We start from the raw sequence: 14,668 nt of genomic DNA, 5'->3' as shown, positions 1-14,668 counted from the left end.
CTTTCCTTTTATTTTTGATTTAAAAATTGATATAAAGCTCCTACAAGATTCGCATCATTACGATAATAACATGGTTCAATAACCGGTTTTACATAATAATCATTATTCTCAAATATTTCATCATTAACCTGTTGAATATATTCAAAGAGAAGTGGTTGGGCACTAATACCTCCACCTATGACAAATTTTTCTGGATCTAAAACACATTGTAAACTATAAATTCTTTTGACAAGGATTGTCACAAAATCCTTGATTGCTTTTTGTACTTCAAGATGACCTTGATTTGCCATTTCAAAGATTTCAATACCAGTATATTCCTGTTGGGTACTTAGACGCTTTTGCACACATTTTAATAATCCTAAAATACCATTTGTTGCCCACCAGAAATCTTCCCCATCTATACCATGAGAAAAAATCATTGAAAACTCACCACCAAAGAAGTGTTTTCCATATTGTACTTCACCTTGATGAATAACACACCCACCAACGGCTGTTCCTAAAACAATGACAACACCATCTTCAACATCTTGAAGATTCCCAAATCCAAGTTCAGCTGCTCCAGCACATTTAGCATCATTACCAATAGTTATAGGGCATGGACAACGTTGCTGTAATTTTTCTTTCATAGGAATATCTCGAATATAAGATAATGCCCCTCCAGTAAAACAATAGCCCTTTTGAGGATCAATAATTCCCGGCATAGAAAGAGCAATCCCTTCAATACCACCTTTATAATCATCATAAAGCTGTCCTATCGTTTCAATAAAATGTTCCAATGTGTCCTGAGGTGTAGGTGTTGATCCTCGTTCATATATTTGAGCTTGTTCATCCATTAAAGCATATTTAATAGAACTTCCACCCACATCTAAAACAAGATATTTCACTATAGCTTATCTCCTTGACTGGCAATGACTTGTTTATACCATTCAAAAGAATCTTTTTTATAACGTTTTAAAGTTCCAGAACCATCATTGTTTTTATCTACATAAATAAAACCATAACGCTTTTTCATCTCACCTGTAGAAAAGCTTACACAATCTATACAACCCCAAACAGTATAACCTAAAACATCAACACCATCTATTTCAATAGCTTTTTTCATTTGTTCAATATGTTCTTTTAAATAATTAATACGATATTGATCATGAACTTGATTATTATCTTCTAAAACATCAATAGCTCCAAAACCATTTTCAACAATGAAGGTAGGAAGTTGATAACGGTCATAAAGCCAGTTTAAAGTATATCGTAGTCCTTTGGCATCAATTGGCCATCCCCATTTTGTCTTTGAAATATATGGATTATCACATAAATCAGTTGCTTCATTATAATCTAAATATTCATTACCATCACCTTTTGTAGTAAAAGACATGTAATAACTAAAACCAATATAATCTACACAACCATCTTTTAAAGTAGCTATGTCTTCTTCTGTGATATCAAGATGATAACCTTTACGTTTAAAGAATGATTGCATATAAGCTGGAATCTTTCCACGTGCATGAACATCAAGATACCAGAAACGTTTATGATTCGCTCCAACAGCCTTTAACATATCATCCGGACTACAAGAATAAGGATAAATAGGTGTCATTGCCATCATACAACCAACCATAAAATCCGGATTAATATCATGAGCAATTTTCACTGCCTTCGCACTGGCAATCAATTCATATAGACTGGCCTGATAAACAATTTCTTCTTTATCTTCGCCTTCTTGAAAGAGAATTCCAGAATTTGTTAATACAGAAATATCAGATTGATAATTGGCTTGATTATTAATTTCATTAAATGTCATCCAATATTTCACTTTATCTTTATATCTTTCAAAACAAACTCTTGCAAACCTTTCAAAGAAAGTGATTAACTGTCGATTTCTCCATCCGCCATATTTTGTAACTAAACCATAAGGCATTTCAAAATGTGATAATGTAATTACAGGTTGAATATCATTTTTAAGTAATTCATCAAACAAATCATCATAGAATTTCAATCCTGCTTCATTAGGCTGTTCTTCATCACCTTGAGGAAAAATTCTTGCCCACGAAATAGAAGTTCTAAAACATTTAAATCCCATTTCTTTAAACAATGCAATGTCTTCTTTATAACGATGATAAAAATCAATGGCTTCATGATTTGGATAAAATTCATTTTCATCAATGACAGGTGTAATCTTTCTTGGACTGGCATGGCTACCTACAGTCATAATATCTGATACATTGATACCTTTGCCACCATCACGCCATCCACCTTCAACTTGATGGGCGGCAACTGCACCGCCCCATAAAAAACTAGCTTTCATCTTTATTCACCTTCACCAGCTTATTCTGCCTTAACAGCTGCTCTTGTACTTGCCATAACAAATGGTAAATAAATGACTGTACTAATAGCTACACAGACAAATCCAATGACGAGTGCCATAATACTTGTTGCTCCCGAACCTAAAAATGGAATCAAGAATCCCGGTGTTGTCCAAGCTACACTATAAGCAACCGGTGGAATGATTTGAATCACTTCAACACAGAACCATCCAAAAATATTACATACAACTGGTGCTAAAATAAATGGAACCATATACATAGGATTCATAACAAGTGGGAAACCAAAAATAATTGGCTCATTGATGTTAAATAATCCCGGTGCTAAAGACATCTTCGCAATTTGATATTGTGCTTTATTTTTACGTCCAGCAATAAACATCGCAATAATCAAACCTAGAGTTGCTCCTGAACCACCTGTATTACCAAATGCATCATTGATTGATCCCCAGTTGACTGGATAAGGGGCACCCCATGCCGTTCCATTAGCAGCAACATAAGCTAAGTTGGCATTGGCTTGTTCTGTGAAAATAACAGAACGCAATGCATTTAATGTATTTGGTCCATGAATACCTAATACCCATAAGAATTGTTGTACCACAACAAATGTTAATATTGTTCCCATTGAACTTCCTAAAGATGTTAATGGTGCCTGAATCGCATTATAAATAAGCACTTGAATACCATCAGCTGTAATTTTACCAAAAATAAAGTTAATCACACCAGTTAATCCAAGTACAATCATAATAGGAATTAATAAGTTAAATGATTTAGAAACAGCTGGTGGAACCATTGCTGGCATAGAAATTCTTAATTTAGAATTACGTCCTAAACGTGTCAAAATTTCAGCAACAAATAAACCAACAAATAAAGCAACGAATAGACCTTGTGCTCCTAAATAAGTTGTTGTTAAACCTGCACCAGATTCATCAGCAAAAGCTCTTGAAGCAGGATACAAAATGAAATATGCAGAAAGAGATGTTACACCACATAAAACTTTATCTCCTTCCATTTCTTCAGCTAATTGATAGGCTGTTAAAAAAGCAATTAAAACAGCTAAGATATTTGTTGTCCCGTTAATAACTGAATTGAGGACTGCCTGATATTCAGCTAAATTAGGAATCAAATCTCCTAAATGAAGCAAACTTGCAATGAATCCATTTGGATCTAATAAAACATTGTTAATCAATAAAACCATTGAACCTGCCATTGTCAGTGGGAATGATAATGTAAATGCATCACGCACTGCAGCGACATGTCTTTGACCATTGATTTTAGCAGCAAATGGAACAAAGAACTTTTCCATTGTTGCCTGTAACTTGTCCATAATTTTTCCTCCCTTATCTCAATTTTGACAGATAATTTGAAACCGGTTTCTTATCTACGTCAGCATTATAACAAACCCCTCTAAGCAAAAAAAGGGGTTTTCCCCATTCATCATTTTCATTCATTTTTAACAAAAAATAACATTTTTGTGACAAAACGTTACACTTCCATTGTCATTCCTGCCAACTTTTCAATAATACACATTGCCGGTATTTGAGATGTTAATTCTCTATCATTAATACGATGTCGATTGATATAATAAGGAATCATCAGATGACTTAGTCTTGATAATGTATTATTTTCCGTAGCACTAATGCCTATAATATGACATCCACTTTCTTTACAGCCATGTAACATGCTGATTGTTTCCACCGTTTCTCCTGATACTGACAAAACAATCACCACACATTTTTCACCAGAAAATGTCATATTCGTATAAGGATCATGTATCGCAACAGATAATTTCCCATAGTTTGTAAAACATCTTGCTCCATAATCAGCCATAATTCCCGAATCACCAATACCAATAAACAACAATATATCTGCATTACCAATCATTGTCGTGGCTTCACTAAATTTTTCTCGATAAAAAGGACTATCCAACTTTTCGATACAATGAATGATTTCAGCAAAATCATATTTTTTTAAAAGTGTTTTTTCTCTTAATTCATTTTTAAAGACATATTTCAATTCTTTAAAGCCATCATATCCAAGCTTTTTACAAAAACGTAAAATAGATGCTGTAGATGTTGAAACACCATCTGCTAACTCACGAATACTCATATATGGGAATTCTAATTCATGGGTAATAATATACTCATAAATCTTCATTTCTAATGGATTAAACTGTTGAATCTGTTCCTTTGTAAACATTCTTATCACCTTTTTTATCATATCAAAATTCAAACTTTTCCAAAAGAAAAACATTACCGTTTCTATAATTTTATATTGTATTTATTATGCTTTTTGAATAAAATATTCTTATAAATATAAACAGGAGGCATATGATGCAGGTAGAAAGACTTAATTTAGAAACAAATGAAAAAGAAAAAGTGGATTGTATAGGTATTGTTCAATTTATTGGACATGATAAAAATGCTGATTTAACAGATGGAAAGAATTATTATGTGATTGGATTTCATCAACAATTATTAAAAGTTATTGATGATACACAAGATTATTATTACTATATTCCCTTTGATGCAAATGATATTGGTCAAAAAGAAGGCATTGTGAGTGGTTTTCATATTATTGAAGATCCTACTGGTAAAATTCATGAATTGTTTGCTTCTTATAAAAAGGATTTTGACTTGAAACAAAAGAAACGTTCTCAAAAACTTTCTCAACGTCTTATTCAATGGAAATTAAAAAAACTAGATGAAAAAGAATCAAAATAAACATTCTTTAAGAGGTCTATCATGTCATTATTTCAAAAATTAAAAGAAAGTCAAAAATTTACTCACAATGAACAAGCTGTCATTGATTTTATACTCAATAATCCTCAAGAAGTTATTAATTTAAGTGTTGATGAATTAGCTAAAGTCACTTATACATCTCCTTCGTGTATTGTCAGATTAACTAAAAAGTTGGGTGTGAAAGGTTATTCTGATTTTAAAATCAAATTCGCTTCAGAACTCAATTCTTTAATTCTCAATGAAAAACGCATTGAAATCAATATGCCTTTTGAACAAAATATCAAAGAAGAAGATATTCCTAAAAGATTTTATCAAATGTATCATCAAGTTATTGATGATGTTTATCATTCATTAGATATTCAACAATTAAAAAATATTGCTCATTTATTGTATCATTCTGATGCTATTACAGTATATGGTGTAGGTTCTTCACTATTAACTGCTCAGGATTTTGTTATGAAATGTCAAAAACTTAGGCTACCAATCTACTGCAATACTCAAATAGGTTTTGAAAATGTCCATCGTTTTAAAACATCTAAAAATCCTATTGCTTTTATTATCAGTAATAACGCTACGAGTACAAGAGTTAAAAATTGGGTATTTGAAAATATTCATTTGAATATTCCTGTTATTTTAGTGACTTCTAATGAAAATTCACCTTTAATCAAGCTTTGTAAATATGCTGTGATTTTAAAACATGGTGAAAATGACATTATCAAACAAGGGGCTTTTGCGTCTAAAATATCTATGACATTTTTATTAGATAATATCTATATGCTCATCTTTATGAAAGATTATGAAAACAATATTCATTATATTTATCACTTTGAAAACTCTGTTATCAAAGATCGACAAAATAGACGTCAATATGAATATAACCATCAAAAAGATCATCACAAATGATCTTTTTATTTTTCATCTGGTTGTTGTCCATCATGTGCCAGCCATTGACATTCTCCCATCATCATATGAGTAAATGTCGCTTTGAATGATGAATTTTCTGGACTTGCTGCATATATACCAAATTGAATTTCATCTATAGCTTGATTCATATGACAAATACGCATTTGTTGAAAAACTTGACCGTCATTTGAACACTCTATACAAAAATCATCTTCTCGTCTGCTTAAACGATACCACATAGACTTTATAGAAGCTGGAATAGATGTCGTTGCCCAATCAGAATATCCATTATTTGTTACAACACTACCTAATCTTTGAAATGCTTCATTTTCATATTCAATAGAAGCCTTTAACCAATTTTCACTATCCAAATACATCACAATGCCACATTGATCAAAACGCTGATGACTCTCAAATTCAGTTTTAACTACAAATGAAAAGTATTTTTCTTTTGTTTTCATCTGTAAAACAGGAGCATTATCATTTCTAAAATGATAATAAGTCCTTTGCCATAAATCTGTATACGGCTTTGTAATCATTTCAATTTTATCCTCTTTTATATCATAGCTTTGAGGTTCTCTTGTCCACTTTAACTGACTTATATCAAATTCCATAGTTTTCTCCTTACTTATCTCTCTCATTGATTTATTGTTTTGATTACTCTCGCTGGAACTCCTGCAACAACTGAATTATCTGGTATATCATTAACAACGATACTTCCAGCTCCTATCACGCAACCACTTCCAATCGTAACACCCGGCATGACACTGACATTCGCACCAAACCAGCAGTTATCCCCAACGACAATCGGTAATGCCTGTTCAAGACCATCATTACGTCTTTGATAATCAAGTGGATGTTTTGCAGTATAGAAACCACATGAAGGTCCAATAAAAACGTGATTGCCTATAGTTATCTTAGCTCCATCCATAAAATAACAATTATAATTAACAAAAACATACTCACCAAATTGTATATGCTTTCCATAATCACACTGAAAAGGCGCAACAATCTCTAAGCTCTTTGGTAAATAACCTAAAATCTGTTCCATAATCTTATTCTTTTGTTCAAAACAACTTGGTTTTGTTAAATTATATTCATGACATAAATCAAAGCACCGATACCTTTTTTTAACGAGTTCTTCATCATAATTGGCATCATACCATAACCCCTGTTTCATCTTTTCTAATTCTGTCATATCTTTCATTCTTCCTTTCTGTATTTGCTAATATAAGTATTATAACGATTATCACATTATTATACAATACACTTAAAAACACACCTTATGGAATGATTCCAATAAGGTGTGTCATCTTATAATCCTTGTTCAGTTAATTCTCTTGCGATATCATCTTTAATCGTGATACCTTCTGCTTCAAGCTCGGCAATCTTATCAGCAAATTGTGGTAAATATTTTTTATGGGCAATCAATAATTCATCCATAATACGTTTCCCTGTTGTTCCAGACATCACTTGTGGATTTAAAGTGAAAGCTTGAAGCAATAAATTATAATCACCAGTCACGGCAGCTTCTTCTACACAAAGTTCCATATTTTTCATACATTGCAACCATCCTCTTTGAGCAGGATGTAATGGTCCAAAGGCAATCGCTCTTGCTCCTGTGGCTCCAATAAATGAAGACACTTCTACTGTACAATCAGCTGGTAAATCTGGCACTGCTCCATTATTTCTTGTAGATACAACAATATGTGTGTTTTTATCCGCATAGATAGAAGCAATTGTTTCACAGGCAGCATCACTATAATGTGTTCCACCACGTTTTGTTAATTGTTCTGGTTTATAATTTAAATTTGGATCTTTATATAATTCAAATAACTCTGCTTCTGTTTTCTTAACTTGTTGACCTCTTGTTCCAACATTGACATCATGATATTCTTCTAAAGAATGTTTCAACATTTCTTCTTGACGATAATAATATCTATGATATCCACATGGAATCATTTGCATTTGATCTAATTGTTCTTTAAAGAACTTCACATTAAAGATATTCTTTGGTGTTCCATCATCAACATCTGGATCATAGATGGCATCAATAATTTTTTGTGTAATATCATTTCCTGTTGCATTATCAAAGACTTTATGCCAATGGAAATGATTCAATCCAGCAAACTTATATGTTAATTCATCCAATGTTTTATGAATCATTTGTGGTTCTTTCATCATTGCTCCTACAGGAACATTACATAATCCAATCACTTTATCCCATTTTCCGTATCTCATGACAGCTTCAGTGACCATTCCACTTGGATTTGTAAAGTTAATTAACCATGCATCTGGACATAATTCTTTCATATCTTCTACAATATCTAAAATCACTGGAATTGTTCTTAAAGCTTTAAACATACCTCCAGCTCCATTGGTTTCTTGTCCTAACATTCCATATGATAAAGGAATTCTTTCATCTTTAATACGGGCATTTAATAATCCCACTCTAAATTGAGTCGTCACAAAATCAGCATCTTTTAATGCTTCTCTACGGTTTAAAGTTAAATGCACTTTGACATCATATGGTGAAGCATCCCACATACGTTGAGCCATCGCTCCAACGATTTCAAGTTTTTCTTTTCCATCTTCAATATCAACTAACCAAATTTCTTTGATTGGAAGTTCATCATATCTTTTAATGAATCCTTCCATTAATTCTGGTGTATAGCTACTTCCTCCACCAATTGTTACAATTTTTACAGATTTCTTTTCCATGTTTTTCTCCTTTATTAATATCTTTTATAATCTTCTGGATTTAATAATGATGCAGCATCCTTATCAGCAATAATCGTAAAGTTTGGATGTAATTTTAAAATTGTTGATGGTAATTCATCAGTAATCGGTGAATCTAAAACTTGTTTTAAGATTTCTGCTTTTTCTTTACCATTGACAATCATCACAAGATGTTTAACACGCATTAAACTCTTTGGACCCATCGTATAAACATAAGGGATATTGTCACGAGGGCGATATGTTTCATTGACTGCAACTTGATCATCACGTAAAATCTTATAGGTATAACTATCCATTGGTGTACAGCGAGGACAATTACTACAGAAATGTCCATCCCATCCTAAACCAATGACCATCACATCTAAACCTCCACCATTTCTAATTTCTTCATCATATGTATCCCAGTTATCTTCTGTTACACAATGAATTTGAGAATCAGGAATATTGGCAGGTGTATAAAATAATTCATGCATTTCTTCCCAGATGGGACCATGTTCTTGTCCTATATAAGGTCCATCATCAAAAATATAATATTGAATATCTTTGAATTTCTCCTGATCTTTAACATAAGGAATCATCATTTCATACATTTTTCTTGGTGAACGTCCAGAAGTCAATGAAATATTGACACGTTTATCTTGCATCATAGCACCTAAGACAATATGCATACAGCTTTCGCTCATTTTTTCTTCATTTTCTTCAATAATTAATTTCATATTCTTTACCCTTTCTATTTAAAATATATGAATGAATTGATTAATCATACAAATAATATAAACAATACCAACTATTAACCATATAACTTTTTGCTGATATAAAAATTCATTATTTTCATCAAATAATCGATATAGCCCATAAGGTGTGAAAAGGAAAATCCATAAATATGTCCACATTTTCTTTTTTGTAAAACCATTGAATTTTTCTTCTTCAATAGAACGTCGATTCATTCTTTTACGAATTTGAATAATATTTTTCTGTGTTTCTGTTAATTCTACTTTACTCATGTCTTTTCCTTTTCCTTTCATTTTTATTTTTAAGCTTGATTTTCTTCCATTTGTGCCTGTTTATTAGAAATCAAAACAAATGGAGTATAAATAACAACTGATAAAGCCACACAAATAATTTGTGTAATTGCTGTACCAATATGTCCACCGGTTGCTAAAAATCCCATAATACCTACTGGTGTTGTCCAAGGGACTTGGAATGAAATCACTTGTGCAAATCCAATCACTGTCATCCAATAAGCAAATGTTGCTGAAATCACTGGAGCAAACATAAATGGAATAGCTAAAATTGGGTTTAAGACAATTGGTAAACCAAATGTCATTGTTTCATTGATATTGAAGATTGCTGGAGCAATTGATAATTTTGCAATTGTACGATAGTCATCACGTTTAGAGAATAACAATATAGCAATCAATAAACCACCAGTAATCCCGGCACCTGTAATAATTGTAAAACAACTAATAAATCCAGTATTTAAAATATTTGTAGGTTCGAGTCCTTTTAAAACTGCATCGGTATTTTCAGTTAAAGCCAATAACATAGGTGCTGAATAGATAGCCCCTAAAGTCTGTGTACCATGAATACCAACAACCCATAGTAATGTAGATACCCAGAACAATAACAAATAACCTGGTAAACCAGTTAAAACACCTGTGAGTGGTGCTTGAATCCATTTTGCAATAGCATCATAGAATGAATATCCAAATACTTCATTAAATAATAATCCAATACCTGAAATAATAAAGATAGTCACAACACCCGGAATCAATACATTAAATGCATTAGCAACATTACTTGGTACCGTTTCTGGTAAAGAAATCTTCATCTTTCCACCTTTAACTAGTCTAATATATATTTCTCCAGAAAGGATACTTGAAATCATTGCCATAAATAATCCTTGTGCATTTGTATACTGTACTGCCAATACATCAGCAACATCAAAAGAAATTCCTTGATCATTTGTCACAACCATTGTTGTCGCACATAATGTAACATAACAAGATAATGCTACCAATGGTAAAGTCATATCTTGTTGCATTCCATATTGTTTTCCTAGTTCAATCGCAATTAAGACAACTAAACCAATTGTTAAGAAGTTTAATGTTGCATAATATGCAGCATCAAACATTGGATTTAAGTTTTCTAACCAGCTAAATATCTCAAAGTTAGCTAAACTAATCCCTTGTTCATTAGGTGTACAAATAACACTTGTAAATAAAACACTAAATGCTCCACAAATCGTAATTGGCAATAACGCTGTAAAAGCATTTCTAATCGCTGACATATAACGATTTGTCTGCAATTTTTCTGCTACTTTTAAAATAGCTTCCATTAATTTGTCTGTCATATTATTTTCCTCCTCTTCCTTTTGAGCCTATTGTATTGATTTTTGATACCGCTTTCAATATTATGGAAATTCATTGGAACTTTCTTTCAATCTTTTTTGCTTTTTGATGATTTTCTTAAAACTTTCTGACTTTTTTATTTTATTTTATGAAAAACAAAATGAAATGTTCAGTATCATTAAAACATTTTTTCTTTAGAAAAAAGATTGTTGTTTCTATAAATTTCTATATAATATGTTTAGGAGGCGATAAGACATGAATACACCTCATATACTCGTTGTAGATGATGAAAAAGAAATTACTGATTTAATTGAAATTTATTTAACACAAGAAGGATATCAAGTGGAAAAAAAATATAATGCTTTCACTTTGATGAATGATATTTTAGAGTATCATATTGATCTTGTTATTTTGGATATTATGATGCCTGAAATTGACGGAATACATGCTTTAAAAATGATTCGTGAAAAATATAATGTGCCTGTTATTATTGTTTCAGCCAAAACTGCTGATACTGATAAAATTGAAGGACTATTGACAGGTGCCGATGATTATGTCAGTAAACCATTTAATGCTATGGAACTGGTTGCCAGAGTCAAATCACAGCTTCGTCGCTATCAAGTTTTTAATAAGCCTATCAATCATTCTTCACATTTGATTGAAGCAACAGATTTAATTATTGATACACAAAAGAAATTAGTAACACTGGATGGAAAACCTTTAGCTCTTACAAGAATTGAATATGAAATTCTTGTCTTGTTGGCTAGTCAACCGGGAACAGTCTTTTCTATTGAAGATATTTTTGAAAAAATCTGGCATATGAAATCAAATAATTCTAATAATACAATTATGGTCCATATTAGAAAACTAAGAGAAAAAATAGAAAGGCAACCAAGAAATCCTCGACACATTAAAACTGTCTGGGGCGTAGGTTATAAATTCGAACTATGATTCAAAAGATTCAACGATTACTTATCAGTAGTTTTCGATGGCGTTTATTTATCAATATTATTGTTGCTTATTTTATTGCTTTTCTATGTGATCTGGCATTAATGATTATCCTACAACATATCAATATATTTCATTTATCTTATGAATGGTTATACATTCTGGCTTTCTTTATTTCATTACTTATCTTTTTAGTGACCTTTTCAGATTTAATGAATATCACACTTAAATACATTGATGTTTTAAGTGGAACAATTCAAAGAGTCACAGCTGGTGATTATGAAGTTGAAGCACCAATTAAATACGATGATGAACTTGGTTTACTAGCGGCTAATATCAATGCCTTAGCTAAGACTTTAAGTGATAAAGAAAAAGAAAGTGAGATTCTTAAAGAAAATGAACGTATGGCTTATGATGCTGAAAGAAATGCTGAAAAACAAAAAAATGATTTAATTACAAATGTTGCTCATGATTTAAGAACACCACTGACAACCATTGTCGGTTATCTGGAACTGATTAAAAATAATCAGCAACTGACAAAAGAAGAAATTCAAAAATATTCTAGTGTGGCTTATGAAAAATCCAAAAGATTACAAAGTATGATGGATGATTTATTTGAATTTACTAGCCTAGATCAAGCGAATGTGAAAGTTCATATGACAACAATCAATATTAGTGAGCTGGTTTTACAGATTGTTGATGAATTTTATCCTACTTTTCAAGAATATCATATCATTCCAGAAGTCAAGACAAGTCAAAATAACCTTTTTATTAAAGGTGATGGACAATTAATCGCAAGAGTCTTTGATAATTTATTATCTAATGCTGTAAAATATGGTAAGGATGGTAAAAAGATTAAAATTGAAGTTTTGAATGATGATGAAACAGTAACTATTAAGATTATGAATTATGGCAATCCTATTGATAGTGCTGATTTACCATATATTTTTGATAAATTTTATCGTAGTGATGCCTCACGTTCTTCATCAACGGGTGGAACAGGTCTAGGTTTAGCGATTGCTAAAAATATTATTCAAATTCATAATGGAGAAATCTTAGCTACGAGTCACCAGGATAAAACAACATTTATTGTGATTTTACATAGATTACATACAAATGAATAAATATTTTTTCTTATCGAATAAAGATTGCAATTTATTGAATGAAAAGGTACAATGACTTCAAAGTGGGGGATTAAAAATGAAAGCATATCAAGATATGAATCAAGATGAATTAAAAACTTTACATCAACAATTAAGCAAACAATACCAAGACATGAAAGATTTACATTTACAGCTAAATATGGCTCGTGGTAAACCTGATTTTAGTCAAGTTCAACTTTCTATGCCTTTATTAGATGTTATTAATAGTCATTATGATTTTACAGATAAAAAAGATTATTGTAATTATGGTATATTAGATGGAATTGATGAAGCCAAACAGTTATTTGCAGATATTTTAGAAACAACACCTGAACATATTATTGTTTATGGAAATTCAAGTTTAACAATCATGTTTGATCAGATCAGTCGTGGTTTTACACATGGATATTTAGGACATACACCTTGGTGTCATTTAGATAAAGTCAAATTTTTATGTCCTGTGCCTGGATATGATCGTCATTTTGCTATTACAGAACGTTTTGGCATTGAAATGATATCTATTCCTATGGATGAAAATGGTCCTGATATGGATCTGGTAGAAAAATATGTGAATAATGATGAATCGGTGAAAGGTATATGGTGTGTGCCTCAATATTCTAATCCATCAGGAATAACATATTCTGATGAAGTTGTAGAAAGATTTGCACATCTCAAACCTGCCGCTCCAGATTTTAGAATTTTCTGGGATAATGCCTATATTATTCATCACCTTTATGATCATCATCAAGATCATGTCAAAAATATTCTTGAAGCTTGTCAAGAAGCAGGAAATCCTGATCTTGTGTTTGAATTCTGTTCAACATCAAAAGTTACTTTCCCAGGAGCTGGGGTAGCGGCTATGGCTACATCCATTAATAATAAAAAAGATATTTTAAAACATTTAACAGTTCAATCTATTGGTCATGATAAGTTAAATCAATTAAGACATGCTGAATATTTTAAAAGCATCGAAGATTTAAAACATCATATGAGTCAACAGGCTGAATTATTAAGACCTAAATTTGAAATGGTATTAGATATTTTTGATAAAGAATTAAAACCACTTCATATTGGAACATGGTCTCATCCATTAGGTGGATATTTTATCACTTTTGAAGCTATGGACAATTGTGCACAAGATATTGTTCAAAAATGTAAAGAAGCAGGTGTTATTTTAACTGATGCGGGTGCAACTTTCCCTTATGGTCATGATCCCCATGATTCCATTATCAGAATTGCTCCTTCATATCCACCTTTAGATGAATTAAAACAGGCAACAGAACTCTTTGTCTTATGTGTAAAACTTATAAGTATTGAAAAATTATTAGAAAACTAAGATGAATCCAATGGTTCATCTTTTTTCCTTTTATAAGTGAAATATGAAAAAAATTAAATTTTCGCTTAAAAAATATTGACTATACTCCAAAAAATTGATATATTAAATAAGCACTGTTGGGATATAGCCAAGCGGTAAGGCAACAGACTTTGACTCTGTCATTGCGCTGGTTCGAATCCAGCTATCCCAG

The 14,668-nt window shown here is 31.5% G+C and carries 15 protein-coding genes and 1 tRNA gene; 6 read left to right on the top strand and 10 right to left on the bottom strand.

What is annotated here, in order from left to right; all coding sequences use genetic code 11:
- Positions 1-8: 8 nt before the first annotated feature.
- From ACESR5_RS01270 to ACESR5_RS01255, 4 genes are all read right to left on the bottom strand, one after another.
- A complete protein-coding gene (locus tag ACESR5_RS01270) occupies positions 9-884 on the bottom strand; it encodes an ROK family protein (protein ID WP_087360397.1) in 876 nt (291 codons plus the stop codon).
- A complete protein-coding gene (locus ACESR5_RS01265; RefSeq protein WP_373153961.1) occupies positions 884-2,308 on the bottom strand; it encodes a 6-phospho-beta-glucosidase in 1,425 nt (474 codons plus the stop codon). Before ACESR5_RS01265 ends, ACESR5_RS01270 begins: the two co-directional genes overlap by 1 nt.
- 14 nt (positions 2,309-2,322) lie before the next feature.
- Entirely contained in the window at positions 2,323-3,645 is a 1,323-nt protein-coding gene (locus ACESR5_RS01260; protein ID WP_373153843.1) for a PTS sugar transporter subunit IIC, read from the bottom strand.
- 158 nt (positions 3,646-3,803) lie between these two features.
- Positions 3,804-4,517 (bottom strand): MurR/RpiR family transcriptional regulator, encoded by a 714-nt coding sequence (locus tag ACESR5_RS01255; RefSeq protein ID WP_162607712.1) that lies wholly within the window; start codon positions 4,515-4,517, stop codon positions 3,804-3,806.
- Between the two features lie 134 nt (positions 4,518-4,651).
- Between ACESR5_RS01255 and ACESR5_RS01250 the strand changes: the two genes are divergently transcribed.
- Both ACESR5_RS01250 and ACESR5_RS01245 read left to right on the top strand, forming a co-directional pair.
- Positions 4,652-5,041, top strand: coding sequence for a hypothetical protein (locus ACESR5_RS01250; RefSeq protein WP_087360498.1), 390 nt, complete (start codon positions 4,652-4,654; stop codon positions 5,039-5,041).
- A gap of 21 nt (positions 5,042-5,062) precedes the next feature.
- A complete protein-coding gene (locus tag ACESR5_RS01245) occupies positions 5,063-5,962 on the top strand; it encodes a MurR/RpiR family transcriptional regulator (RefSeq protein ID WP_087936867.1) in 900 nt (299 codons plus the stop codon).
- 5 nt (positions 5,963-5,967) lie between these two features.
- Here ACESR5_RS01245 and ACESR5_RS01240 read toward each other — a convergent pair whose 3' ends face one another.
- From ACESR5_RS01240 to ACESR5_RS01215, 6 genes are all read right to left on the bottom strand, one after another.
- A complete protein-coding gene (locus tag ACESR5_RS01240) occupies positions 5,968-6,576 on the bottom strand; it encodes a DUF1349 domain-containing protein (RefSeq protein WP_087936866.1) in 609 nt (202 codons plus the stop codon).
- Positions 6,577-6,599: 23 nt separating this feature from the next.
- Positions 6,600-7,169: a sugar O-acetyltransferase gene (locus ACESR5_RS01235; RefSeq protein ID WP_373153841.1), complete on the bottom strand. Its 570-nt coding sequence runs from the start codon at positions 7,167-7,169 to the stop codon at positions 6,600-6,602.
- Positions 7,170-7,276: 107 nt separating this feature from the next.
- On the bottom strand, positions 7,277-8,683 hold the full coding sequence (locus ACESR5_RS01230; protein ID WP_373153840.1) for a 6-phospho-beta-glucosidase: 1,407 nt from the start codon (positions 8,681-8,683) through the stop codon (positions 7,277-7,279).
- A gap of 14 nt (positions 8,684-8,697) precedes the next feature.
- The gene (locus ACESR5_RS01225) at positions 8,698-9,417 is read right to left on the bottom strand and encodes a glucosamine-6-phosphate deaminase (protein WP_087359385.1); all 720 of its coding nucleotides are present in this window, start codon (positions 9,415-9,417) and stop codon (positions 8,698-8,700) included.
- Between the two features lie 18 nt (positions 9,418-9,435).
- A complete protein-coding gene (locus ACESR5_RS01220) occupies positions 9,436-9,705 on the bottom strand; it encodes a hypothetical protein (RefSeq protein WP_373153839.1) in 270 nt (89 codons plus the stop codon).
- A gap of 29 nt (positions 9,706-9,734) precedes the next feature.
- The gene (locus ACESR5_RS01215) at positions 9,735-11,054 is read right to left on the bottom strand and encodes a PTS sugar transporter subunit IIC (RefSeq protein WP_129736548.1); all 1,320 of its coding nucleotides are present in this window, start codon (positions 11,052-11,054) and stop codon (positions 9,735-9,737) included.
- Between the two features lie 253 nt (positions 11,055-11,307).
- On the opposite strand from ACESR5_RS01215, the gene ACESR5_RS01210 reads away from it, so the two are divergent.
- The 4 genes from ACESR5_RS01210 (at position 11,308) to ACESR5_RS01195 (ending at position 14,668) form a co-directional block, all read left to right on the top strand.
- Positions 11,308-12,003 (top strand): response regulator transcription factor, encoded by a 696-nt coding sequence (locus ACESR5_RS01210; RefSeq protein WP_373153838.1) that lies wholly within the window; start codon positions 11,308-11,310, stop codon positions 12,001-12,003.
- Positions 12,000-13,124 (top strand): sensor histidine kinase, encoded by a 1,125-nt coding sequence (locus ACESR5_RS01205; RefSeq protein WP_373153837.1) that lies wholly within the window; start codon positions 12,000-12,002, stop codon positions 13,122-13,124. The genes ACESR5_RS01210 and ACESR5_RS01205 overlap by 4 nt, the downstream gene beginning before the upstream one ends.
- 76 nt (positions 13,125-13,200) lie before the next feature.
- Complete coding sequence (locus tag ACESR5_RS01200) at positions 13,201-14,478, top strand: aminotransferase class I/II-fold pyridoxal phosphate-dependent enzyme (RefSeq protein ID WP_373153836.1); 1,278 nt, start codon at positions 13,201-13,203, stop codon at positions 14,476-14,478.
- A gap of 117 nt (positions 14,479-14,595) precedes the next feature.
- Positions 14,596-14,668 (top strand) — tRNA-Gln (locus tag ACESR5_RS01195).

The sequence above is a fragment of the Clostridium sp. AUH-JLR23 genome (assembly GCF_964238065.1).
Lineage (GTDB): Bacteria > Bacillota_I > Bacilli_A > Erysipelotrichales > Coprobacillaceae > Allocoprobacillus > Allocoprobacillus merdigallinarum.
This window is presented reverse-complemented; position numbering and strand designations above follow the sequence as displayed.

What these genes read in the sequence shown, in the direction of transcription:
- ACESR5_RS01260 (WP_373153843.1), bottom strand. Translation starts at nt 3,645, where the DNA reads ATGGACAAGTTACAGGCAACAATGGAAAAGTTCTTTGTTCCATTTGCT.
- ACESR5_RS01255 (WP_162607712.1), bottom strand. Translation starts at nt 4,517, where the DNA reads ATGTTTACAAAGGAACAGATTCAACAGTTTAATCCATTAGAAATGAAG.
- ACESR5_RS01250 (WP_087360498.1), top strand. Translation starts at nt 4,652, where the DNA reads ATGCAGGTAGAAAGACTTAATTTAGAAACAAATGAAAAAGAAAAAGTG.
- ACESR5_RS01245 (WP_087936867.1), top strand. Translation starts at nt 5,063, where the DNA reads ATGTCATTATTTCAAAAATTAAAAGAAAGTCAAAAATTTACTCACAAT.
- ACESR5_RS01240 (WP_087936866.1), bottom strand. Translation starts at nt 6,576, where the DNA reads ATGGAATTTGATATAAGTCAGTTAAAGTGGACAAGAGAACCTCAAAGC.
- ACESR5_RS01235 (WP_373153841.1), bottom strand. Translation starts at nt 7,169, where the DNA reads ATGAAAGATATGACAGAATTAGAAAAGATGAAACAGGGGTTATGGTAT.
- ACESR5_RS01230 (WP_373153840.1), bottom strand. Translation starts at nt 8,683, where the DNA reads ATGGAAAAGAAATCTGTAAAAATTGTAACAATTGGTGGAGGAAGTAGC.
- ACESR5_RS01225 (WP_087359385.1), bottom strand. Translation starts at nt 9,417, where the DNA reads ATGAAATTAATTATTGAAGAAAATGAAGAAAAAATGAGCGAAAGCTGT.
- ACESR5_RS01220 (WP_373153839.1), bottom strand. Translation starts at nt 9,705, where the DNA reads ATGAGTAAAGTAGAATTAACAGAAACACAGAAAAATATTATTCAAATT.
- ACESR5_RS01215 (WP_129736548.1), bottom strand. Translation starts at nt 11,054, where the DNA reads ATGACAGACAAATTAATGGAAGCTATTTTAAAAGTAGCAGAAAAATTG.
- ACESR5_RS01210 (WP_373153838.1), top strand. Translation starts at nt 11,308, where the DNA reads ATGAATACACCTCATATACTCGTTGTAGATGATGAAAAAGAAATTACT.
- ACESR5_RS01205 (WP_373153837.1), top strand. Translation starts at nt 12,000, where the DNA reads ATGATTCAAAAGATTCAACGATTACTTATCAGTAGTTTTCGATGGCGT.
- ACESR5_RS01200 (WP_373153836.1), top strand. Translation starts at nt 13,201, where the DNA reads ATGAAAGCATATCAAGATATGAATCAAGATGAATTAAAAACTTTACAT.